At 30.0% G+C, this 22,936-nt stretch carries 23 protein-coding genes and 1 riboswitch; of the genes, 6 read left to right on the top strand and 17 right to left on the bottom strand.

Going from position 1 to position 22,936, the window contains the following annotated elements; genetic code table 11:
- Window positions 1–4 precede the first annotated feature (4 nt).
- From LN42_RS05760 to LN42_RS05710, 11 genes are all read right to left on the bottom strand, one after another.
- Window positions 5–1,306: a carbohydrate ABC transporter permease gene (locus tag LN42_RS05760; protein WP_050899179.1), complete on the bottom strand. Its 1,302-nt coding sequence runs from the start codon at window positions 1,304–1,306 to the stop codon at window positions 5–7.
- 88 nt (window positions 1,307–1,394) lie between these two features.
- Window positions 1,395–2,717 carry a flagellar protein export ATPase FliI gene (gene fliI, locus LN42_RS05755; protein ID WP_014296570.1) on the bottom strand — a complete coding sequence of 441 codons (1,323 nt, stop codon included), beginning with the start codon at window positions 2,715–2,717 and terminating at the stop codon, window positions 1,395–1,397.
- Window positions 2,704–3,387 (bottom strand): hypothetical protein, encoded by a 684-nt coding sequence (locus LN42_RS05750; protein ID WP_075780495.1) that lies wholly within the window; start codon window positions 3,385–3,387, stop codon window positions 2,704–2,706. Before LN42_RS05750 ends, fliI begins: the two co-directional genes overlap by 14 nt.
- Complete coding sequence (gene fliG, locus LN42_RS05745) at window positions 3,380–4,390, bottom strand: flagellar motor switch protein FliG (RefSeq protein WP_014296568.1); 1,011 nt, start codon at window positions 4,388–4,390, stop codon at window positions 3,380–3,382. Before fliG ends, LN42_RS05750 begins: the two co-directional genes overlap by 8 nt.
- An 11-nt stretch (window positions 4,391–4,401) precedes the next feature.
- Window positions 4,402–5,952: a flagellar basal-body MS-ring/collar protein FliF gene (gene fliF, locus LN42_RS05740; protein ID WP_075780494.1), complete on the bottom strand. Its 1,551-nt coding sequence runs from the start codon at window positions 5,950–5,952 to the stop codon at window positions 4,402–4,404.
- A gap of 9 nt (window positions 5,953–5,961) precedes the next feature.
- Window positions 5,962–6,963, bottom strand: coding sequence for a lytic transglycosylase domain-containing protein (locus tag LN42_RS05735; RefSeq protein WP_171814210.1), 1,002 nt, complete (start codon window positions 6,961–6,963; stop codon window positions 5,962–5,964).
- Between the two features lies 1 nt (window position 6,964).
- Complete coding sequence (locus LN42_RS05730; RefSeq protein WP_075780493.1) at window positions 6,965–7,798, bottom strand: purine-nucleoside phosphorylase; 834 nt, start codon at window positions 7,796–7,798, stop codon at window positions 6,965–6,967.
- A 54-nt stretch (window positions 7,799–7,852) separates the two neighbouring features.
- Window positions 7,853–8,383 (bottom strand): hypoxanthine phosphoribosyltransferase, encoded by a 531-nt coding sequence (hpt, locus tag LN42_RS05725; RefSeq protein WP_014296564.1) that lies wholly within the window; start codon window positions 8,381–8,383, stop codon window positions 7,853–7,855.
- Window positions 8,380–9,108: a biotin--[acetyl-CoA-carboxylase] ligase gene (locus tag LN42_RS05720; protein ID WP_255370596.1), complete on the bottom strand. Its 729-nt coding sequence runs from the start codon at window positions 9,106–9,108 to the stop codon at window positions 8,380–8,382. The genes hpt and LN42_RS05720 overlap by 4 nt, the downstream gene beginning before the upstream one ends.
- Before the next feature lie 11 nt (window positions 9,109–9,119).
- Window positions 9,120–9,935: a 3-methyl-2-oxobutanoate hydroxymethyltransferase gene (gene panB / locus LN42_RS05715; protein ID WP_075780492.1), complete on the bottom strand. Its 816-nt coding sequence runs from the start codon at window positions 9,933–9,935 to the stop codon at window positions 9,120–9,122.
- Window position 9,936: 1 nt separating this feature from the next.
- Entirely contained in the window at window positions 9,937–10,662 is a 726-nt protein-coding gene (locus LN42_RS05710) for a DUF2520 domain-containing protein (protein ID WP_075780491.1), read from the bottom strand.
- Window positions 10,663–10,827: 165 nt separating this feature from the next.
- On the opposite strand from LN42_RS05710, the gene LN42_RS05705 reads away from it, so the two are divergent.
- From LN42_RS05705 to LN42_RS05685, 5 genes are read left to right on the top strand one after another with little or no spacing between them, the layout of a single operon-like run.
- Entirely contained in the window at window positions 10,828–11,538 is a 711-nt protein-coding gene (locus tag LN42_RS05705) for an ABC transporter substrate-binding protein (protein WP_014296560.1), read from the top strand.
- The gene (locus LN42_RS05700; RefSeq protein WP_075780490.1) at window positions 11,528–13,612 is read left to right on the top strand and encodes an HD domain-containing phosphohydrolase; all 2,085 of its coding nucleotides are present in this window, start codon (window positions 11,528–11,530) and stop codon (window positions 13,610–13,612) included. Before LN42_RS05705 ends, LN42_RS05700 begins: the two co-directional genes overlap by 11 nt.
- Entirely contained in the window at window positions 13,599–14,756 is a 1,158-nt protein-coding gene (locus LN42_RS05695) for an FtsW/RodA/SpoVE family cell cycle protein (RefSeq protein ID WP_014296558.1), read from the top strand. The genes LN42_RS05700 and LN42_RS05695 overlap by 14 nt, the downstream gene beginning before the upstream one ends.
- A 1-nt stretch (window position 14,757) precedes the next feature.
- Window positions 14,758–15,222 carry a 23S rRNA (pseudouridine(1915)-N(3))-methyltransferase RlmH gene (locus tag LN42_RS05690; RefSeq protein WP_075780489.1) on the top strand — a complete coding sequence of 155 codons (465 nt, stop codon included), beginning with the start codon at window positions 14,758–14,760 and terminating at the stop codon, window positions 15,220–15,222.
- Window positions 15,223–15,234: 12 nt separating this feature from the next.
- Entirely contained in the window at window positions 15,235–15,558 is a 324-nt protein-coding gene (locus tag LN42_RS05685) for a hypothetical protein (protein ID WP_014296556.1), read from the top strand.
- Between the two features lie 36 nt (window positions 15,559–15,594).
- Here the strand turns inward: LN42_RS05685 and LN42_RS05680 are convergent, their stop codons facing one another.
- The 3 genes from LN42_RS05680 to LN42_RS05670 form a co-directional block, all read right to left on the bottom strand.
- Window positions 15,595–16,746: a membrane protein gene (locus tag LN42_RS05680; protein ID WP_014296555.1), complete on the bottom strand. Its 1,152-nt coding sequence runs from the start codon at window positions 16,744–16,746 to the stop codon at window positions 15,595–15,597.
- A 76-nt stretch (window positions 16,747–16,822) separates the two neighbouring features.
- Window positions 16,823–17,659 (bottom strand): CoA-binding protein, encoded by an 837-nt coding sequence (locus LN42_RS05675; RefSeq protein WP_075780488.1) that lies wholly within the window; start codon window positions 17,657–17,659, stop codon window positions 16,823–16,825.
- On the bottom strand, window positions 17,656–18,678 hold the full coding sequence (locus tag LN42_RS05670) for an ATP-grasp domain-containing protein (RefSeq protein ID WP_075780487.1): 1,023 nt from the start codon (window positions 18,676–18,678) through the stop codon (window positions 17,656–17,658). Before LN42_RS05670 ends, LN42_RS05675 begins: the two co-directional genes overlap by 4 nt.
- Window positions 18,679–18,730: 52 nt before the next feature.
- A riboswitch (cobalamin riboswitch) is annotated at window positions 18,731–18,909 on the bottom strand.
- 234 nt (window positions 18,910–19,143) lie between these two features.
- Between LN42_RS05670 and LN42_RS05665 the strand changes: the two genes are divergently transcribed.
- A complete protein-coding gene (locus LN42_RS05665; RefSeq protein ID WP_075780486.1) occupies window positions 19,144–19,716 on the top strand; it encodes a hypothetical protein in 573 nt (190 codons plus the stop codon).
- 162 nt (window positions 19,717–19,878) lie between these two features.
- Here the strand turns inward: LN42_RS05665 and LN42_RS05660 are convergent, their stop codons facing one another.
- From LN42_RS05660 to LN42_RS05650, 3 genes are read right to left on the bottom strand one after another with little or no spacing between them, the layout of a single operon-like run.
- Window positions 19,879–21,549 (bottom strand): peptidylprolyl isomerase, encoded by a 1,671-nt coding sequence (locus LN42_RS05660; protein ID WP_014296551.1) that lies wholly within the window; start codon window positions 21,547–21,549, stop codon window positions 19,879–19,881.
- Between the two features lie 13 nt (window positions 21,550–21,562).
- Entirely contained in the window at window positions 21,563–22,279 is a 717-nt protein-coding gene (locus tag LN42_RS05655; protein WP_075780485.1) for a 2-phosphosulfolactate phosphatase, read from the bottom strand.
- The gene (locus LN42_RS05650; RefSeq protein WP_014296549.1) at window positions 22,276–22,917 is read right to left on the bottom strand and encodes a histidine phosphatase family protein; all 642 of its coding nucleotides are present in this window, start codon (window positions 22,915–22,917) and stop codon (window positions 22,276–22,278) included. Before LN42_RS05650 ends, LN42_RS05655 begins: the two co-directional genes overlap by 4 nt.
- Window positions 22,918–22,936 lie beyond the last annotated feature (19 nt).

Raw genomic sequence — 22,936 nt, 5'->3', positions numbered from 1 at the left:
TTTATTATGAATCGTAATGTACACGTTTTTTACCGGCAACAAATTGTATAAATGTAAATATGAGTATTATACCAAATAATACATATGCCGCAGCACTTGCCTGACCCATACGCTGTTCGCCATAGAACTTTTCAAATACATAATAAACTACGGTTAAACCACTATTGTTATATGGTCCAGGAAGCCCTGAATACAATACGAATATTTCAGAGAAGACCTTAAATGCACCAATCATTGAAACTATTAGTATAAAGAATGTTGTTGGCGATAATAAAGGCCATGTTATATGAACAAATTTCTGCCATGAGCTTGCACCATCAACTTCTGCTGCTTCATAATAACTTTTATCGATATTCTGTAATCCAGCGAGGAAGATTATTGAATAATATCCAACAAGTTTCCAGATTGAGATTATAGCAATTGTTGGTATTGTCCATTTTTCATCTTTTAACCATAAAATCTTTTCCACACCAAAGAATGAAAGGATATAATTCAAAAGCCCGTTATCGTTAAATATCCATTGCCATACAAGAGATACAGCAACAACACTGGTAACAAAAGGAATAAAGTATATTGTTCTAAATACAACCTTTCCTTTTACTTCCTGATAGAATAACATGGCTATTACCAATGAAAGGAATATTGTTATTGGCATTGACAATAAAACGTAATAGCTTGTATTCCATATAGCTTTAAGAAAATCCGCTTCTTCTTTTGCCATACTAAGATAAGTAACAATTTCTGGTATATGAATTAATTTGATTCCTGCAACATATACTGTAATCAATATAATCATTCTTAATAATAATTTATCAGGAGTTCCTTCTATTTTTTTCATAGCAGCGATGGCTGTATAGGAAAAGGCTAACCATAAAAATATTATCCATTGAAGTTGATAAGATATAACATTCCATAAAATAAAGGTTATAGCACTTATAACAGCATTTAAAATAATAATATTTTTCACTTTTTTATCTGAAATCCTTTTCAAATCAAGCAATACTGTTAAGAAATATATTGTAGCAAATATGAGGAAAAATGTTCCTAAAAAAGCCACGTTAAAAGTCATTGAAACTGGGTGTTTTAATTTAAATAATTGAATGTAATTATCAAAGCCTATAAATTGTGGATTAGCCTGATTTTTAAAATCCCATTTAAAGAAACTCAAAACAAATGAATAAATAATAGGCCAGAATACAAAGATTGATAAAACAATCATTGAAGGTAAAAGATAAAGGTATGCAGTTATACTTTCTCTGGTTCTTCTCCAGGCATGTGGAGATAAGAAGTATTTAGAAACTTTCATAATCACGAATAATACTACAGCTATACTGACGCCAATTACGGGAATAAGAATCTCAGCTGGCATAAAACTTCCTCCTATCTCTATTTAATTATTTTAATTTTTTTGCTAAGTCAATAAGTTGATTTACAATTTGATTGAAATCTGGATTTTCATTTGTTCTTTGTCTGAGAAACTGATTTATATTATCTATTTCCCTTTTTGCTATATCTATCTTAGGGTTTGTTCCTTCTTTATAAGCACCAACCTCTATTAAATCCTTTGCATCATTATATGTTGCCATTATGTCTCTTACCCTATACGCAGCTTCAAGATGTTCTTCTTTTGCAACGGTAGACATTAACCTACTAATACTTGCAAGTACATCTATAGCCGGATAATGCGAAGATTCAGCCAATCGTCTTGAAAGAAGGATATGACCGTCAACAATACCTCTAACTGTATCTGAAATGGGTTCATTAAAATCATCACCTTCAACAAGTACAGTATATATTGCTGTAATACTTCCTTTATCAGAATTACCCGCTCTCTCTAAAATTTTTGGTAATTCAGCAAATACACTTGGTGTATATCCGCGTGTTGCTGGTGGTTCACCTATGGACAATCCTATTTCCCTTTGTGCCATAGCCCAACGGGTAAGTGAGTCAACCATAAGCATTACATTATATCCCTGATCTCTAAAATATTCAGCAATTGTTGTAGCGCTTAATAGAGCCTTTGTTCTCATTAAGGCTGGTTGATCTGAAGTTGAAACAACAACTACCGAACGTTTTAAACCTTCTTCGCCAAGATCGCGCTCTATAAACTCTCTTACTTCACGACCTCGTTCACCGATTAAAGAAATAACGTTTATATCAGCAGAGGTATTTCTTGCTATCATACCAAGTAATGTACTCTTTCCAACACCACTTCCAGCAAATATACCAATCCTTTGCCCTTTGCCAAGTGTAATTAAACCATCTATAGCTCTAATTCCAACAGGAAGAGGTTCCTCTATTTTATTTCTTATTAAAGGATTTGGTGGTGGTGAGTAAATGGAACGATATTTTTCTGCATATAGAGGTTTACCATCCATAGGCCTTCCCAATCCATCAAGAACACGACCAAGAAGATTATTAGAAACGCCAATGGACACCTTTCTATTTAATTTTTTTACTCTGGCACCAACATATAATCCGTGAACATCTTCAAATGGCATGAGCAAAACCTTGTTTCCAACGAAACCAACAACTTCACATAGAGCAGTACTTCCATCTTTTAAGGTTATAGAACACAAATCTCCCAGAGAAACATCAGGTCCTCTGGATTCTATAACCACACCGGTTATTCTATCCACTATTCCTTCAAGGGAAAATATATCCAGTTCGTTTAAACGTTGATTTATGTTTTCCAGTATATCGTTATGAGTTTTCATTTAATTCTTCCTCTATAATTTTACTTACAGTTTTTATTAATTCGTTCCTGTTAATTACAACTTTACCCATATTTGTATGTACTGCTATTGAAAAATCTGGCAGAGTAATATCTTCTATTATCTCAACCTTTTCGACTTTTTCTATTTTTTCTATTAATTCTGGATAGTCTTTTAAAATATTTGAACTTACATGTATTTTTATAAATTCCATTTCTATGTAATATTCCAGTATTTTATTTAAAGCATTTTCAACCCATTTTGGAGTAGAAAATATTTCAATATCAAGAAATTTATGAACCAGAGATTTCAAAATATTAAACATCAGTATCCTTGCATTATATATTTCTAAGTTGAGAGAATTGTTAAATCCTTCTAACATTTTGTTTAACTCAGTAGAATATTGCTCTATTAAAGCATTTATTTCTTCCTGGGCTTTTTGTTGCCCTTCTTTTCGTCCTTTTTCAACTTCTTCAGCATAAGCAAGGTGAGCATCATTTATGATGCTCTCCGCTTCCTGTTTTGCATTTTCAATTATTTCGCTTGCTTTTTTTTCGGCGTCTTCTATTATTCTTCTGGCAATTTCTTCTGCGCTTTCTTTTTCGTGTTCTAATTCCTCTTCCGGTGGTTCAAATATTACATATTGACCCTTTATTATGCGTTTATTATACAATTAATTCTTCTCCTCCTCCACCGGCAATTATGATTTCTCCAGATTCCTCGAGTTTTCTTATAATTGCAACAATTCTTTGCTGTGCTTCATCAACATCTTTTAATCTTACAGGACCCATAAATTCCAATTCTTCTTCTATCATCTGACGAGCTCTTTGTGACATATTTCCAAGTAATTTATCTTTGAGTTCTTCTGATGCACCTTTAAGTGAAAGAGTAAGATCACGGGTATCAACTTCTCTGAGTATTCTCTGAATAGTTCTGTCATCGAGTTTAAGTATATCTTCAAATACGAACATTTTCTTTCTGATTTCTTCTGAAAGTTTTGGATCTGTTTCGGATAATCTGTCAAATATGTTTTTGGATACAGTTCTGTCGATATTATTCATAATTTCAGCTGTTGTTTCTATTCCGCCAACCTGACTGAATGGTTGAGCGGCAAATGAAGATAATCTGTCTTTCATACGGGACTCCACCTCCTTAACAACATCAGGAGTTGCCCTATCCATAATAGAAATTCTTTTAATAACATCAACCTGTAAGTCTTCCGGTAATCCTGCAATAACCTGAGCAGCAGCTCCTGGTGGAAGATAACATAATACCAATGCTACTGTTTGAGGATGTTCATTTTGCAATACATTGGTAATTTGTGCAATATCGATTCTCTTTAAGAAATCGAAAGGTTTAACCTGTAAGTTTGTAACAAGGTTTTCTATAATTTTGATAGCCTGTTCAGGACCAAATGCTTCTTCAAGCAATTTCTTGGCGTAGTCTACACCGCCTTCTTTTATGAACTCTTTTACTTTCATCAGTTCGAAGAATTCTGACATTACAGCGTCTTTTTCTTCATCTGATATTTTTCCGAGGTTTGCAACCTCTAAAGTTAGCATTTCAACCTCTTCTTCATTTAATTCTTTTAATAATTTTGAAGCTCTGTCAGGTCCCATTAAAACTATCAAAATAGCTGCTTTCCTTAAGCCATTTACATCTTGTTTGGCAGCCATAAAATCACCTCTTATTGATTAATCCAGTATTTTACAATTTCTACAACATCATCGAGACTTTGATCAACGATTTTTGCAAGTTTTTCAAATGATTTTTGTTCTTCGGTAAGTTCCACTTCTTCCGGTTCAATTTCTTCAATAATTCTTGTTGCTGCTTCTTCAAGCTTTTTCTTTCTTTCAAGAATGGTTTTCCTTGCTTTCTGTTTCTTTCTAACATTGATTATTGCTATTACAAATAATGCAATAAATATCATGAATATTATAGAAGCAACCATGATAATGGTAAGTGTTTTTGCTCTTTTTGACTGTTCAACCATTTTCTGGTATTCTGCTTCTAAATCTTTATTAAATTTGGTAAATAAAACAGTAATATTAGAAGGAGTTGCTCCTGTTGCTGTTGAAATGGCTGTTTTTATTTGAGCTATTGTTGTTTCGTTTTTTGGAATAGGAGATTTGTCCTCGTCTATAAATATAGTAATAGATTTATTGGCAATTTCACCATTTTTGTCTTCGGTAACCTTTTTATATATTTCATTAAAATCGTAATTTATTATACTTTTTGAATTTTTATATGTATCGGCTCCCTGATTATCAGGCGTTTGTGTTGTATATGGAGGGACATTTGAATCAACGCCTGGAACATTTGATGTTCCAGAATAGGAGGTTTTTTCCTCCGTTTCTTTTTGCTCACTAACAACTATACCTGAAGTTTTATTTACAGGTTGAACATTTCGTGCTTCCTGTTCTATTTTTTGCCAGTTTAAATCTACTTCTGGCAATACAACAATTGCGCCCATTCCAAACACTACCTGAAGCTTGTCTTCTATTTTTTGTGTATAATACTCTTCTATTTTTCTCTTTAAATCAAACTTTGTAGCTGCATCTGCTATATTTCCTTCAGCTAAAACCTGCGCGCTGAGATTATGAGAATAATTGTCTACAACCTTTACATCTTTTGGATCAAGATTTTGAACAGCTCCTGCAACAAATTCCATAATAGCTCTTACCTGATTTGAATCTATAGATGCACCTGGTTCAAGAAATAATAAAACAGAAGCTTTTGGTTTAGATTGTTCTGCAGGTGTATAATATGTCCTTGCAGGCATTACAATATGAACTCTTGCATATTGTATTCCTTTCATTGTGGAAATTGAACGTGCAAGCTCTCCTTCTATTGCTATTTGATAATTTACCTGTTTATCATAACTTGTAGCGCCGAAACTCTGTTTTTGAAGCAATTCATATCCTGTAACCTGATTTCCAAGAACACCACCTAAAGCTAATTTCATCCATAATTCGTATTTATTGTATTTTTCTGGAACCATTATAGAACCGCCAGCACCAACTTTATATGGGATATTCATTTCCTCAAGTTTTGAAATGATTTTTCCACCCTGTTGTTCGTCAACACCACTTATTAAGACCTGATAATTAGGTCTTAAGTTTAATATTATGAAAAATATTATTATTATTAAAAAAACTGCGGCTAATATAGATAGCAATATCTTTTGATTTGTAGGGAAATTATCCCAATAATCCTTTATCTTTTCTAAAAAGTTCATAAAGCCACCTCATAAACTCATAAATATACCTATTCTATAGGAGGAATTAAATAAAATTCCAAGTTTTATGTCGTATATGGATATACCTGTTATAAAAAGAAAATCTTTATCTATATAAAATTTCATCCACATATTGTTTTTAAAATCATATGACATATAAATTTGTTTTAAAATTTTATTATTATTGTTAAATGATACTACATTTTGAGCCCATGGATAGCCAATTCTTGCAATTGTATCCATGTTTAAATTATAATCTGAAAATGCACCTATTGAGAAATTTGTTTTTGGAAAGTAAAAACCACCAAATTTAACTTCAAGATTATTGAATTCAAATTTATTTTCAGTTGTAACTTCGAAATGTTGGTTTGAATAAAATTCCCAATTTTTGTATGCAAAACCTTCATTTGCAATTAGATTCATATAATTTTTTTTCACATTTCCGCTAATGCTTATTAAATAAGGTGAATAGACAGAAGTGTTTTTATATTTTTTTTGTGCTTTTTTTACTTTATTATAATAATAGCTTCCCGCTGAATTTATGCCATTTTTCAATACTGACGTTGGTCCCTGATAATATCCTGCAATTTGCTTTTTTTCAGTACCAAGAGTTTTGTTTAGATAATCATGATATAAAGAGGCTGTTGTTATATTATCAATAGGGTTAAATAGATTATGAGCGCCAAAATCTTCAGCTACTATAGGTTTTAGTTGTAAAAGCCCTATTGCATGACTTGAAGAAATTGCATGCGTATAATAGTTTGATTCAACATACATCTGACCGCCTATTAATGTTTTATCCTGTGTCCATACATATCTTAGTAATTCATTGGAATCCATATAAGAATATTTTCCAATATATGTATATTCAAATGTCAAAAACATGGAGTCGGTATACAACTCCATGTGTAATCCTGGTTTATAGAATATTTTATTATATATGTCTGTTTTTTCTGAAAAACCAGATATAGTAATTAATATAGTAAAGAGGAAAAGTATAACCCTTTTCACCTTATAATTCACCCAATAATTCTAAAATTATATTGGCAATTTTTTCTCCAGTTTTATTAGCGATTTCAATTACTTCTTCGGCTGTTACAGGTTTTAATTCATCTGGAACTGCTTTGTCTGTTACTGCAGAGAAACCTAAAACTCTTATTCCAGCGTGATTAGCAACAATAACTTCTGGAACTGTTGACATTCCAACTAAGTCTGCACCAAAATTTCTCATCATTTTTAATTCAGCAGGTGTTTCAAATGTTGGTCCTGTGATTCCAAGATATACGCCTGTATAAACAGGAATTCCCAATTTTTTAGCAACGCTGATAGCTTTTTCTGTTAATTCTTTATCGTAAGCTTCACTCATATCAGGGAATCTTGGTCCCCATTCATCATAATTTGGACCTATTAATGGATTATCTCCAAAGAAGTTAATTTGATCTGTAATGATACATGGGTTTCCAACTTCAAAATTTGGATTCATTCCACCAGCAGCATTTGTCACAATAAGAATTTTAATACCCAATTCCTGCATTACTCTAATAGGGAATGTTACTTCTTTCATTGTATAACCTTCATAATAATGGAATCTTCCATTCATTAACATCACATTTTTTCCAGAAATTTTTCCAAACATTAATGAACCTTTGTGTCCAGGTGCTGTTGATACAGGGAAATTTGGAATTTCTGAGTAGCTTATTTCAAGGGCATCTTCAAGTTTATTTGCGATTCCATGAAGCCCTGAACCTAAAACAATTGCCACTTCAGGTTTTTCAGATACTTTACTTTTTATATATTCAGCTGCTTCTTTTACGTTTTTTACATATGCTTCAATGTCAAAATTCATATAAAACACCTCCAAAATATAATATATTTATTTTTCATTTATTATTATATCACATTATTCTACATATCCAATAAATGGCAGGTTTCTGTATTTTTCATCATAGTCAAGACCATAACCTATTACGAAGTAATTATCTATATAGAATCCAGGGAAGTCTACTTTTATACCGTGATCATGAGCATTTTTTATAAGAAGGGATGTTAATTTTAAAGAAGCAGGTTCCTCTTTTAATATTTCGGACATTAAAAATTTTATGGTATTTCCTGTATCGACTATATCTTCAATGAGCAGAACGTGTTTTCCTTTTAAGCTATAATTTAACCAGCTGTTTACTGTGATTTTTCCTGTTGATTGTGTTCCGCCGTGATAACTGGATATGCTTACAAACTGATATACCATATCATGTTCAATGTTTTTTACAAGATCAGCAAAAAAATGAACAGAACCTTTTAAAGCACAAACAGCAACTATTTCTTCATCTATATCCTTATAATATTCTGTAATTTCTTTACCAAGTTCTTTTGCTTTGTTTAAAATCTGTTCTTCTGTTAATAATACCTTTAAATTTTCAGGGGATATATTCATACCACACGCTCCTTTCTTAATGAGACCTCACCAGCATATACCTTTTCTATACCACTTTCAAATTCAACTTCAAGATAATCACCATGTATTGAAATAATTTTACCACGTTTTTCTTCATTTTGGAATATTATTTTTATAAAATCTCCATTTCGAATGTTAAGTTTTTTTATCCATTGTTTTGTGAAAGCGGATATTTTATCTCTTTTAAAATATTTTAAATAATATTTATAATATGCATGGGAATTAATTTGCTTTAGAAGTTTCTCAAGATGTAGTTTTTTGTTTTTTTCTTCAATATAACTTGTGGCTATATCTTTTAATTCTTCAGGAATTTTATTATTTACATTTAATCCAACGCCAACTATTATAGCTGAAGGTGTTACACCAGTGAATACAGCTTCGCCAAGAATACCACATATTTTTTTCTCATTTACAAGCAAATCATTTGGCCATTTTATTACTGTTTCTAATTTATATTTATCTTTTAAAATATCGTGTATGGCTAAACTGTATAATCGAACATAGTGCCAGGGATTATAGGGTCTTATATTTGTTGGTTTAAATAATACGGAGAACCATAATCCTCCTCTATCTGCAATCCACTGCCTTTTCATTCTTCCATATCCGCCTGTTTGTTTGTCAGCCCATACTACTGTTTCAGATGGCAAATCCTTCCAATGTTCTTTTAAAAAAATGTTTGTTGAGTTAATAGTATCAAAATGTATAATTTTATCTCCTATAATTTTTGGTCACTGCCTTCCTCTATAGGTTTATATGCATGTTTAGCTTCTGGAAATTTTCCATTTTTTACTTCTGATGAATAATTTTCAATAGCTTCTTTAAATAGTTCGAAACCATTTAAGTATTTTTTTAAAAATTTAGGTTCAAATTCGTTGTTTAAACCCAATAAATCATGCCATACCAGAACCTGACCATCACAAAATCTTCCAGAACCTATACCTATTGTGGGTATTGCCAATTCTTCTGAGATTTTTTTTGCCACAGGTTCTGTAACCATTTCCAACACAATTGAAAATGCTCCAGCATCTTCTAAAGCTTTTGCACTGTTTAATAAAACTTCTTCTTCAGTTTGAGTTTTGCCTTTTGAAGTTATACCTATTTGTTTATATGATTGTGGAGTAAAACCTATATGACCCATTACCGGTATCCCGAAATCCACCATTTTTTTTATTAATGGCACAACATTTAATCCACCTTCGAGTTTTATAGCATCAGCACCAGCTTTTAGTAATAAACCAGCATTTTTAATAGCTTCGCTATCGGAAACCTGATAGCTTAAAAATGGCATGTCTCCTATAATAAATGTGTTAGGAGCACCTTTTTTTACAGCTTTGACAAAGATTATCATTTCTTCCATGCCTATTTTTATAGTATCATTATTTCCAAGCATTACATTTGAAGCTGAATCACCAACAAGTATCATATCGACATTTGCAGCTTCAGCGATTTTGGCGGAGAAATAATCATATGCAGTAATCATTACTATTTTCTCCTGCTTTTTTTTCATTTTTAGAAATTTTCTTATACTCATTTCAAGTTTCCTCCTTTATCCTGTATAGCGTATCTATAAAAAAATCATAAATATTTTCATCGTTAAAATAGCTTTTGAATATTTTTTTTTCTTTTTGAATGGTTTTAATATCATTTCTTGCAACAGGGCCAGTTAAAGCTTCTTTTAAACCTACTTTTTTTATATTATTTAATGAATAGATTGCAAGGTCTATTAAATGCTCTATGTTGTTAAGATTCATATCTTTATATAAATCCATGGATAATTTCGCCAGAGCATATGAAAAATTTGAAAGTATAACAGCTGCAAGATGATATTGGATTTTTTTGTTTTGGGGAATAATGATATATTTTCCTTTTAAGTCTGTAACTAATTTTTTTGCATATTCCAGTCCCTTTTCATTGCCTTCAATTCCCCAGACTATATTTTGTATTTCTTCACATTTTTTTTCTGAGTTAAATGGAAAGTTAGGGTGCATGGAAAAATGTGGCACAGATTGTATAAAAGAAGAGTCCAATACTCCACTACAATGACCAATTGCGAGAACATTTTCGAGGTTATTATTTTTTAATTTATTCCATATTTTTTCAATAATATCATCGGGTGTTGTAATTATTATAATGCCATCAAATCTGTAATTTGATATATCAATATTCTTCCCTATTAATATTATATCAGAATATTTTTTTATTAAGCAATTATATAAAGTTTTTCCCACTTTTCCAGGTCCAATTATATAAATTTTCATGTATAAAAAACCTCCGCAAAGTTAAATATATTTAGTATAACGAATATTTCATAATGCATATTTTTTATGATATAATATTTATACGGGATTTATTTTGGATTTGCTGTTTATGATGATATAATCTAAATTTACTTATATTATAACATAAATTGAAAGGGAGTTATTATGAAGAGCAAGTTATTTATAATCTTTTTTTTGATAGTAGCTGTGCAATTTTATGCAGTGTTAAAGGTTGGGATTTCACTTACAGAGCCATATGCATATATGGAAGAAGTAGAAGATGGGTATATTTTAAAAGGAATTGATGTAGAAATTGTAAAAATGATATCTCAAGAGCTGCATGAAAATGTAGAAATTTATATTTTTTCGTTTCCATATCTGGTCGACAATGCGCTAAATGAAGGAAATGTGGATATGATAATAGGCGGAATACATATTACTCCCGAAAGACGAAAAAAATATTATTTTTCAATACCGTATTTAACTACAGGGTTGGTTTTAATAAAATTAAAAGATAATAAGAAAAAAATAACAAGTTTTGATAATATAGCTATTGGCGCAAAAAAAGATTCAACGGGGTATAAAAAAACGCTTGAATTAATTAATAGCGGCAAAATAGTACATTTACATGTATATTCTTCAAATGAAGAGTGTCTTGAAGGGGTTTTAGATGGAAATGTAGATGCTGCTTTCTTTGATCTGGTAAATGCTTTATATTTTTCAAAAAAATATCCTGTAGAAATTGTTGGAGAGCCATTTGAAAAATCAGATGTTGGTATTGCAACAAAAGATAAGATTTTACTGGAAAAGATAAATTATATAATTTTGAAGAATAAACAGAAAATAAATATTATACTGAAAAAATATGGAAAATAATAAAATAAAATTAGAACAATGGTTTAGAAGAAACACAAGAAAAAAGTTAATAGCTGCAACCACTGCCATATATTTAATAATGGCAATCTTTTTTGCTTTAAATACATATTTTTATATGAACAATGAAGTTGAAATCCAGTACAATAGGATATTAAAGATTATTGATACTCAAAAGAAGAGAATTATTACGAATATGGAAGTTATTGCAAATGTTTATTCTTTATCTGTTGATGCTGAAAAGATCCTAAAAAATGTTGTTAATAGCAACTCTGTTATCTCATGTATAGGAGACTATAAGCCGTCGTTAAAAACATTTACCTTTGTATATCCAGAAAAAGCCGGGTTTCAACAATTTGATATTGATAAACATATAGATGAATTGAAAAAAACAGAGTTTAAAGTTATTGTTGACAATGAAAATATATGTTATTTATTTCCGTACTTTTATGATTTTTACGGAGAAAGTCGTTTTTTCGAAGGGATTTTAGTTGTTAAATTAGATGTCAAAGCGGTAATTGATGAATTAAAGGTTTTTCTTGCAAAAAATGAGAAAATTTCTTTGACTAAAGAAAATAAGCCGTTTGCAATTTTTAAAACATTTGAACTTTATGGAAGAAAGGTTTATTTAATAATAGATTATAGTAAATATATATATAACTTCTTTTTAGTAACATTATTAAGTATGATTGTTGTTGTATTAATATCAATAATTATGAGAAAATTGGAAATAAAGCATTTAAATAATCAGATTATCAGGCCTATTAAATCATTGACAGAACATATGAGAAATGAATTACTGGAAGAGTTTGATCAGAATTTTGAAATAGAAGAATTTGAATCTCTGAAAAATTCATTTAATTCACTGATTAAACGAATTTATGCGCATAAATTGGAATTAGAAGGTTATTTGCAGGAAACTACGGCAATGAATGAAGAATTAAGTGATTTAAATAAGCGATTAGAGACGTATTTTGAAAAATTAGAAGAGTTAATAACGGTAATTGCCCGTCTTAGCCTTTCCGATATGGATGAAAAGGTCTTTTTTGACAAATTACTTGAAAGTGCTATAAAAATAGTTCCTGAAGCCGATTATGGAAGTATTTTTCTGTTTAATAAAGATAAAAATATATGGAAGATTATCAGTGCAATTGGGCATGATGAAAAACGGCTGAAACATGTTGTGTTTGATAATAAAACATTTATATATGCGAAACAGGTATCTGTTGTTGAAAATATTGTTGAAAAAAATAAAGGATTGCTTGATGATACAAAACTTCAGGAATTAGCCGATGCAACAAAACCAATTTCAAAATCGTTATTAGCGCCTTTAAAGATAAACAATTATGTTATTGGGCAAATTGCTCTGGATATAAGTGTAAAAAATGGCAGAAAGACTTTTTCAAATGAATCTATGAGACTTGTAGAGGCTCTTTCGCATCTTGCTTCTGCATTTGTTAGATTAAAGCAAATTTCAAAAGAAGAAGGAAGGTTCCATAAAAATGTTGTATTAACTCTTGTAAAAGCTCTTGAGTATTATGATAAATATACAAAAGGTCATTCAGAAAGAGTTGCATATTATGCAACAGAATTTGCAGAATATCTTAAACTGGATAAAGATATGATAAGAAAGGTTTATTGGTCCAGTTTATTGCATGATATAGGAAAATTCTTTATTCCCCAAACAGTTTTAAATAAGGAGACAAGATTAACAGATGAAGAATATGAAATAGTAAAAACACATTCCACTAAAAGTTATGAATTGCTTAAACAAAGTGGTTATATGGATGAATATGCAATTATTGCAAAGTATCATCATGAAAGATGGGATGGCAGAGGATATCCAGAAGGATTAAAAGGCGAAGAAATACCATTTATTTCAAGAATAATATCTCTTGCTGATAGTTTTGATGCAATGACAACAGACAGACCTTACAAAAAGGCACTTTCATTTGAAGAAAGCATAAAGGAAATTGAAAAAAATGCCGGAACACAATTTGATCCTGATTTAGCAATGAAATTTGTAGCTTTCTTAAAAGAAGAAAGTTGGAGGAAAAATTACAATGATAAGAAATAATCCTTTGTCAGGAATTTATACAGAACCTTTTGAAAGAATGAGAAAATTTGAGTATATAATTCCTTTAATATATTTTTTACTTTTGATAATAGGAGTTTTTGCAGTAAGAACAGCTACATATGGAGAGTATATAGAAGATAATTATTATAAACAAATAATATTTTCAACGTTAGGAATAATAGTATTTTTTACCGCATATTTTTTAAAAGAAAGTTTTTTAAAAAGAATTATCGGCTATTTATATTCTTTTACTATTTTTCTTTTAATATATGTTTTGGTATTTGAACGAGCACGCTATGGTGCAAGACGATGGATAAGAGTTGGTCCTGTTGGAATACAGCCCTCTCATTTGTTTTTGATCTTTACACTTATTATTTTTGCAAAATACCTTGCAGAAAAAAACAAAAAAGCATATTATATATTATCTCTAACAACGTTGTTAGGGCTTGGATTAATCTTTAAACAGCCGGATCTGGGTATGACGTTATTTACATTTGGTTTATGGTTTATGTTAACCTATGTTTCTGGTGAACATGAAAAAACATGGAAAACTTCAATGTTTTTAATGTTATTTTCCTCACCTTTTGCCTTTTATTTTATGAAAGATTATCAAAAAGCCAGAATTATAGGTTTTTTATTTCCTGAAAAAAATGCCGCTGGAGTTGCATATAATACTTTACAGGCAATGAGAGCAATAGGTTCTGGTGGTTTTTTTGGAAAAGGATATTTAAATGGTTTTATGAATCTTTCTGATTTTGTACCGGAAGACCATAATGATTTTATTATTTCTGTAATAGGTGAAGAATTTGGATTTTTGGGAATAACTGTAATCATATTGCTTTATGGAATATTAATTTATAGAATGTATATTTATGCACAAAAAACTTCCAGAAGATTCTGGAAATACATATATTTTGGAACAAGTTTGATTATATTTTTTCATGTCTTTGAAAATATAGGGATGAATTTGGGAATAATGCCGGTTACAGGAGTTCCGTTGCCTTTGATTTCATATGGAGGGAGTCAGATAATTATTTTTTCATTTTTGCTGGGTTTGGTAACTAAAGGTATTGCAACAACAGAATCATATGCAGAAGAAAATTATATAGATGATGAAACGAATTTTAAAGGAGAAATGAATTAATATGATAAAGGTTTATGTTATTGGAAAACCAAAGACGAAATTTATAAAAACAGGTCTTGAACAATATTTGAAATGGACTTCTAAATATGATAGAGTGGAATTAATTACTTTACCATTATCAGATGATTTAAATAAAATATCAGCAGAAGAGTATAAAAGAAAGGACATGGAGAGGATTTTAAAATATTTTACAGGAGATGTTTTCAGGGTTGTTCTTGATGAAAGAGGAAAGGAATTATCCTCAATAGATTTTGCAAAAAAAATAGATACATGGAGAATAGGTAAAAAAAACATATCTTTTTTTATTGGAGGACCGTTGGGACATCATGAATATATAAGAAACAATGCAGATTTTTTGCTTTCTATGTCTAAGATGACCTTTACGCATGAAATGATACTGCTATTTTTACTGGAACAAATATATAGAGCATTTAAAATAAATAATAACGAAAAATACCATTATTAAGAAGGTGAAAGTGTGCATCAGAGAATATTTAAGAGAATGAAAACATATGAAGATGTATATAAATTTTTAAGTTCTATGGATAATATATCTGAAAATGCATTAATTCCAGTGAGAAAGGTATTAGATGAAGAAAGCAATGAGGAATTTATTTTATTCGAGGAAAATGATAAAATAAATTATATAAAATTCTATCATATGGGAAGTTGCGAATTATGTTTTGAAAAATACTCTTCAGAGGATATTTCAAAGAAAGAATTATGGGCTGAAAATCCACCTACTTTTATGGACAAAGAATTAAAATTGGAGATAATATTTGAAGTTTCAAGTAAAAAATAACCCTGAAAATCAAATTTCAGGGTTATTTTTTATGTGTTAATTTAATAAAGAAAAAATCTTTGTAAATATTACCATTCCCAGTAATGCAAATGGATATGTTGCCCCATATCCAGAAGCAACCTCTTCAGATTCATTTGCATCAATTGCTGCACCAAGTCCCGGAGTACTTGTCATTCCTCCACAAATGGCGCCAGATAAAATTATCCAGTTAAGTTTAAAAATATATCTTCCTATAATATAACCTATTAGAATAGAAAAAAGAGCAATAATTAGTGCGAAAAACATTAAAATAAGCGTTTTTTCGTTAAGATTGTTAAAGGTGTTATATCCAGATTTCAATCCAACAGATGACAAAAACATAAGCAATCCTAATTCTTGAATACTTTTTAAGATTTTTTTGTTCATTTTAAAATTAATAGGTCCAACTTTACCTAATGAACCTAAAAATAAAGCCGAAATCAATATTCCACCGGTCATGCCAAGTGAAAATTGTATAATTCCAAGATTGATATTTATCTTGCCTAATAGAATACCTACAATTATTACAAAAGAAAATGCCATGAAGTCAAAATTGTTAATTTTATCTTCTTCAAAAGTTATTTCAGATGCCAGTTTTTCTTTTTCTTTTGAAATATCTATTTTAAATATTACAGGAATTAAGTACATAGAAAGAATTACCGCAAGAACACCAGGGATATATCCAACAGAATATCCAAAGGTTATTTCATCCTGGAAATCAGGAACAGTTTCAAGTGCTGTTGCAAGTCCTGGGGAACTGGTAAGGGCACCAGAATATACTCCAATAAAATTATAAATATTATATCCTGATATTTTTCCAAAAAAATAGGATAGAATGAAACCAGAAAGAGTTATAACAAATGCCATGGCTATAAATCTACTTCCAAATTTTTTTATGATAAATTTAATATCTCTGGAAGCTATTAATCCAACAGCTGAAATAAATAAAATCAAAGAAAAAAGAAAAAATTGGTGAAATGAAGCCTTTAATAATTGGATTGAAGAAAGATTATTATCTTTTAAAAGGAGGGTGGTAGCCAACCACCCCAAAAATAATCCGCTAAAAAGGGTTCCCGAACTCCCTAATTTAAATCTACCTATTTTAAACTTACCTATAAAGATACCTAAAAAAATTGATGAAAATAAAAGAAAATATGGATTTGAAAGCAACTTCTTCAACTCCTTTGTTATAATAATATAGTTATTTATATCATATCAAAATTTATTATCTTTATATTTACTTTTCTTATAAAAGATCTGGTATATTTTTAACCACATTTATTCCCATTTCAAGAAGTTGCTTTTCTTTATATTCAATACTACCTTCATAACCTTCTACAATAGCTCCGGCATGTCCCATTCTTTTTCCTTTTGGAGCTGTTCTTCCAGCAAAAAATACCTTTATATTCCCTTTATAACCTTTTTTAAGAGCATTTTTGATACCTGTAACTTCATCATTCCCCCCAACTTCACCTATTATAACAGCCTCTTTTATATTATTTTCAATTAAATAGTCAAAAGCTTCTTCAACAGATGTTCCGATAATTGGATCACCACCCAGACCAATTCCGATTTTTATGCCTTTTGAATATAAAGAAAGATAATTTGATATTTCATACATTAAAGTTCCGCTTCTTGATATTACAGCAATTTCTCCAGGCTTAAAAGCTTTTTCAGGCATAATCCCGATTTTTGAAATTCCAGGTAATATTACGCCAGGACAATTAGGTCCTATTACCCTTACATTATTATCCTTTGCAATATGATATACATCCAGCATATCCTGTTGAGGAATATGTTCTGTGATAATTATAATTTTTTTTATGCCAGCATTAATAGCTTCAAAAATAGCATCTTTTGCAAATGGAGCAGGTACAAATACAACAGATGTATCTGCATTATATTTTTCTACAGCATCTTTCATATTGGTTAATACAGGAATATTATATAAATCCTTTATTTTATTGTTTTTTGAAACACCACATACAATATTTGTTCCATAATCGAGCATCTTCTTTGTATGCAATTGTCCAGATTTTCCGGTAATACCCTGGACACAAACTCTTTCATTTCCGTAAATCATTTATACTCACCCACTTTCACTGCATCAAGAATCATGGAATACATATCTTCATAATAATTTAAATTGTGTTTTTTTAGAATTTCCTTTGCTTCGTTTTCATTTGTTCCCGTTAATCTTATAAATAATTGTATATCAGGATTTTCCTTATTAAATTCAACGAGTCCTCTGGCTATTTCATCGCATTTTGTAATTCCACCAAAAATATTTAGAATTACTTTTTTTATTCCAGAATTCTTTAATAAATTTAAAGCTTCAAGAGTAATATCCTTTTCAGCTCCTCCACCAAGATCAAGAAAATCTGCTGGTTCTCCACCATGTAATTTAACAGCATCCATTGTAGCCATAACTATTCCTGCGCCACAGCCGATAATTCCAATATCTCCTTTAAGTTTTACAAAGTGAAAAGGATACTTTTCATCAACAAATTCCTCTGCCCAGGTTTGTCTGAATATAGCGTTATCATCAAGATGCATTACAGCATCAAGAGCGATTATTTCTCCTCCTTCTGATTCGATTAATGGATTTATTTCAAGAAGGGTTAAATCCTTTTCTCTAAATAATTTTCTTAAATTAGGCAATATTTTCTGGATTTTTTCCGGAATTACTTCATGAAATTTTTCAAAATTTGTTTTTATAATTGAATCTTTGTTTTCTTCTATATCAATACCACCACTTTCGGAAAATAGTATACTTATTTCTTTTTCTTCTCTATTAAGTAGTAGAGATATATAGTATTCTTTTTTTATGGGAATCATTTCTTCAGCGAGAACCCCATAAGTTTTTTCGCCTTTTATTTCTTTTTTTAGCAGATATTTTGCTTTTTCAGAAAATTCTTCTTCTGTATGTGCAAATAATACACCGCCTGCTTTCATTCTTCCGCCCACTAACACCTGAGACTTTAATACTGCAGGCAGGAATGTTACTTTAATGTCTTTTTCAGAAGTAATTAGATACGATTGAGGCACTTTTATTCCATAATCTTGCAAAAAACCCTTACCAATAAATTCATGTACTTTCACTTAAATCCCTCCTATAAAATAAAAATTCCATCCTAATCTCCCGCGAGATCAGGATCGCTCTGGAATTAAAGGCAGGTCTCCCGACTTCCGGATCATCCTACTCCCAACGCCTTCCCAGGACAATTCCCAGTGGCCTTTTGTTGGTTTCGTACCCGGTTACGGTGGCGGGGCCGTGATGGATTCTCACCATCTTCCCTTTTAAGATTTCTCACCTTTAATTCCGGAGGTATTTACTTTTTTAATTTTCTATATGATTCTACCATATTAGATCTTTACATACAAACCTGAAAAGATAGTATATATTTTCTAATTTTGTAGAATTATGCCTGATAAAATTTTAAAATCTAATTAAAACTAAGAATTTTTATTTTTTTTTAATATCTTTTAAAACTTGAATCAATAATGGAATTATAGTAGAATTATAATTTAAGGATATTAAATACAAATTTTCAGGGAGGTGTTTATATGAAAAAGGTAACTCTTATACTTGTTTTATTAAGCATTGCTTTTCTTTTTGTAGGGTGTGTAAAACCAATTCAAAAAGAGGATTCTGAAATTTTTCAGAGTTATTTAAATGATTGGAAGAACATAACAGAGGAATCTTCGATGACCTTAATAGAAAAGTATTTCTACAATGTTGATGTTTCTTCTGAAGATTGGAAATGGGCAATTGAAGAGATTACCATGTGGGTTCCGATTTATGATTGGGAAAGCAAAAAAGTGACAGGTAAAGTGGAAAATATTGAAATTACAAATGAAAAAGAAGAAGCACCATCAGATGAATTGAAGAAAGTCTGTCCTGATGTATCAAAGGTTATAACAGCAGATCTTTCATTTGATCTTACAAAAGCAGGGACAACAACCTCTAAGCATTATAACTTAACCCGAAGTGCTTATTACATAAAAGACAGATGGTATGTAGGGATAGTATACAATAGAACAAATCCTGATTTTCCAGATCATAAAGATGTTGTAGTATATCCAGACTGGTATGTATGGATGTATTGGGAAAAATTTTTAGGAGAAGAAAGTGAATAATAAAAAAACAAAAGCCCCGACAATCGGGGCTTTTACGAAACCATATATGTATATGGAATCGGGGGATGGGGATTTCAAAATTATTATATCTTAGATATATTAATTAACAGTTACAAGAAACTGATAAATTTAAATCTTTTTTTACATTTTGAGAAAATATTTTCATTGCATCATGTTTTTTAAAGTTGTTTTTATTTCTTCTATAATCTTTTCTGACTGAGACTTTATTTCCGGGTTATCTGTTTTTTCCACAATTCCTTCAAAAGCTTTTAAAAGCTTTTCAAGCTCTGGTTGAATTACATCTTTTGGTTGTGATTGAATATATTGCTTGATATAGTTGTAATATGAATAATTATAATCAAATGCAATTTCGGGATCTTCTGGATTAAGCTGATATAATTCTACAAGTGTATTCATATCTTTGTTTTTCATATAAATTTCTTTTAAAATAATGAAATTTCTGTTATTGAGTTCTCTGGAATAATCTTCTTTTTCTTTTATATCTTCTTTTAATTCTGTATTTGTTTTGTTTATTAAGTAAGGATACATTATTTTTATGTAGTATAAATTTTCAAGGTTTGTTTTTAGCTGATCTTTTTCTTTCTTTTCAGGTGAGTCCTTTAATTTAGAGATTTCCTCTTCTATTTTATTTAATTCTTCGTCTAAAGCTTTTTCATCAAGGTTTTTGTATTTGTTATCGAGAACTAATAAGGATTTTTCAAGTTCTATAATTTCAGGGATTTGTTCTTTTATTTTTTTTGCTAAAGTAACATAACTGAGTTTCCATTCTTCTGGTACATCCTGATCTGTTTTTATTGCGTCGAATAATTTTTTTTCTATATCCATTAAATCGTCAATTGTTTTAGCTTTTTGGATTCTATCCTCATAGATTAGAGGTTTATAAACTATCGCAAAATCAAATTGTTTTGAATAGTCCATATACCATTTGTATAATTTCTCGTTTTTTAAGTCGGATTTAATTTTTTCCACAATTTCTGAATTGTTTTCCATATCTTCTGGAGAATTATAAATCTTTTTATCTTTAACCTTTATTAAATGATAACCATAATCTGTTTTTACAGGTCCTACAATACTACCGATTTTCGCATTCCAGGCTGCTAAGAAATAAGGTTCAACAACCTGTTTTTTTGTAACCCAGTTAATTTCTCCGCCGTTAACAGCAGAATTTTTATCAATAGAGTACTTTTTTGCAGCATCTTCAAATGAAATCTTACCGCTTTTTATTTCGTTTAATATTTTATTTGCGGTAGCTTCATCTGTAACGAGAATATGTTGTGTAAGTACTTTATCATTATCTTCTTTTAATTTTTCAAAGTTTTTTTCTATATATTCATTAACTTCATTTTCTGTAACTGTTCCTATTTTTGAGTCAATATATTTATAGTAATATGAAGCTAATAAATTGTTTTTTATATAATCTTTGAAACTATCTTCAGAGCCAAAGTAAGAAATAATCTGTTTTTTTGTATCTTCATTTGATAAGTATTGTGAAGCGAGTTCTTCAACTTTCCTGTCTATTTCTTCCATATTGGGTTTATAATTGTTTTCGTTTGCGTAGTATTCAAGAATTTTATAACTTAAAGCTGTTTTTATTGTAGAAACCATGTAAAAAGGTTCTTTCATAGGATCAAATTGCTGACCGTTTTGTTGCATTTGTTGAAGGGAATTTAAATATTCAATTTTAAAAGCCTTTTCTGTAAGATAATAATTACTTAAAATCTTTCCGTCTTTCATTAAATAACCAACAATTTCTTCAGAAAAACCTGCTAATACAAATACTACTAATGACAATAAAACTAATACCTTTTTCATTGGACACCTCCGACTAAATTTCTATTTTTGGCTTAAACTCATTTGTTTTTGCCTTTGAGATAGGAACTACATTTAGCAATCCTTCATTAAAGCTCATTTTCAGGTCTTTTTCAAGGCCAAGTTTTTTGAGTTTTTGAGCATGTAAAGAATACTGGAATATTCTGGTATGTGGAATATTAGCCATATTTAATGCTATATATGCTTCATCGTTGAAATAGCATATATCCTGTTTTGATAATATAGATAAAAATCTACCTGCTGTAAATACATCTTCAAGAGAAACATATCCATCTGTTCCAGAACATACAATTCCAATATCATCAATTTTTTTACTTAAAACATATTGAATAGCTGATTTAAGATTAATTAAAGACAATGAAATGGTAATTCCCATATCGTTTGCTTTTAAAAAAGCTTTTGAGCCATTTGTAGTACATAAAATAACCTTTTTATCCTTTACCTGATTAGCATTTCTTAAAATTTCTGTTGGAGAATTTGAAAAGTCAAAGCCTGTAATTTTTAATCCGCCTCTTTCTCCAACTAATACTACATTATTATCCATATTTTTTATTTGTATTGCTGTATCAGGATCATCGGTTATTGAAACGCTTTCTGCTCCAACAGAAATAAGAGTGGCCATTGTAGTTGATGCTCTTAAAGTATCAACTACAAAATAATATTTATGATTTTCCAATTTTACATCTGGTAGAAAATAAGCATATAATCTCATATTTCTTCCTCCACTGTTTTTGGATGTATAATTCTTTCAATATCAAGATGCCATGTTTCGTTGAGATTTATTAATCTATATCTATTATTTTCAAATTCTATAGTTGTTACTGACGCATTATCGAGCATAAAATTTCTATGCTGGTTTAAAGGAAGATTTAATACCCAACAAATTAAGCTTCTGATCAGAAGTGCATGTGAAACAATTACAACATTTTCATTATAGGTATTATTAACAATTTCTTTTAAGGCTTTTACTCCTCTTGCCTGAACTTCTGCCATAGATTCAACGCCCTTAATATATGCCCACGGATCATTTCCCCATAATTTAAATTCTTCCGGGAAATTTTCTTTTACTTCATCAATATGATATCCATTCCACAATTCAACGTGAGCTTCTTTTAAACCTTCATGAATTATAGGTTTTTTATTTATATTTTTAGATATTTCAAGAGCAGTATTATAAGCTCGAGATAAAGGTGAAGCATAAACCTTTGAATATTTCTCGCGTTTAAATCTTTTTCCAAGGTTTCTTGCCTGTTCTTTGCCTATATCGTTTAATTCTATATCCACAGTGCCCTGCCATTTTCTTTTTAGATTCCAATCTGTCATTCCATGCCTTATAAGAAATATTTTCAAAATTTATCACTCCAATATT

The organism is Marinitoga sp. 1137, from assembly GCF_001941525.1.
GTDB classification, from domain to species: domain Bacteria; phylum Thermotogota; class Thermotogae; order Petrotogales; family Petrotogaceae; genus Marinitoga; species Marinitoga piezophila.
Note: the sequence above shows the minus strand (reverse complement) of the source record. Positions and strands in the feature narration are given on the sequence as shown.

Coding starts and splice junctions, on each gene's coding strand:
- LN42_RS05760 (WP_050899179.1), bottom strand. CDS start 1,306: ATGAAAGTTTCTAAATACTTCTTATCTCCACATGCCTGGAGAAGAACC.
- fliI (WP_014296570.1), bottom strand. CDS start 2,717: ATGAAAACTCATAACGATATACTGGAAAACATAAATCAACGTTTAAAC.
- fliG (WP_014296568.1), bottom strand. CDS start 4,390: ATGGCTGCCAAACAAGATGTAAATGGCTTAAGGAAAGCAGCTATTTTG.
- fliF (WP_075780494.1), bottom strand. CDS start 5,952: ATGAACTTTTTAGAAAAGATAAAGGATTATTGGGATAATTTCCCTACA.
- LN42_RS05730 (WP_075780493.1), bottom strand. CDS start 7,798: ATGAATTTTGACATTGAAGCATATGTAAAAAACGTAAAAGAAGCAGCT.
- hpt (WP_014296564.1), bottom strand. CDS start 8,383: ATGAATATATCCCCTGAAAATTTAAAGGTATTATTAACAGAAGAACAG.
- panB (WP_075780492.1), bottom strand. CDS start 9,935: ATGAGTATAAGAAAATTTCTAAAAATGAAAAAAAAGCAGGAGAAAATA.
- LN42_RS05710 (WP_075780491.1), bottom strand. CDS start 10,662: ATGAAAATTTATATAATTGGACCTGGAAAAGTGGGAAAAACTTTATAT.
- LN42_RS05705 (WP_014296560.1), top strand. CDS start 10,828: ATGAAGAGCAAGTTATTTATAATCTTTTTTTTGATAGTAGCTGTGCAA.
- LN42_RS05700 (WP_075780490.1), top strand. CDS start 11,528: ATGGAAAATAATAAAATAAAATTAGAACAATGGTTTAGAAGAAACACA.
- LN42_RS05695 (WP_014296558.1), top strand. CDS start 13,599: ATGATAAGAAATAATCCTTTGTCAGGAATTTATACAGAACCTTTTGAA.
- LN42_RS05690 (WP_075780489.1), top strand. CDS start 14,758: ATGATAAAGGTTTATGTTATTGGAAAACCAAAGACGAAATTTATAAAA.
- LN42_RS05675 (WP_075780488.1), bottom strand. CDS start 17,659: ATGATTTACGGAAATGAAAGAGTTTGTGTCCAGGGTATTACCGGAAAA.
- LN42_RS05665 (WP_075780486.1), top strand. CDS start 19,144: ATGAAAAAGGTAACTCTTATACTTGTTTTATTAAGCATTGCTTTTCTT.
- LN42_RS05660 (WP_014296551.1), bottom strand. CDS start 21,549: ATGAAAAAGGTATTAGTTTTATTGTCATTAGTAGTATTTGTATTAGCA.
- LN42_RS05655 (WP_075780485.1), bottom strand. CDS start 22,279: ATGAGATTATATGCTTATTTTCTACCAGATGTAAAATTGGAAAATCAT.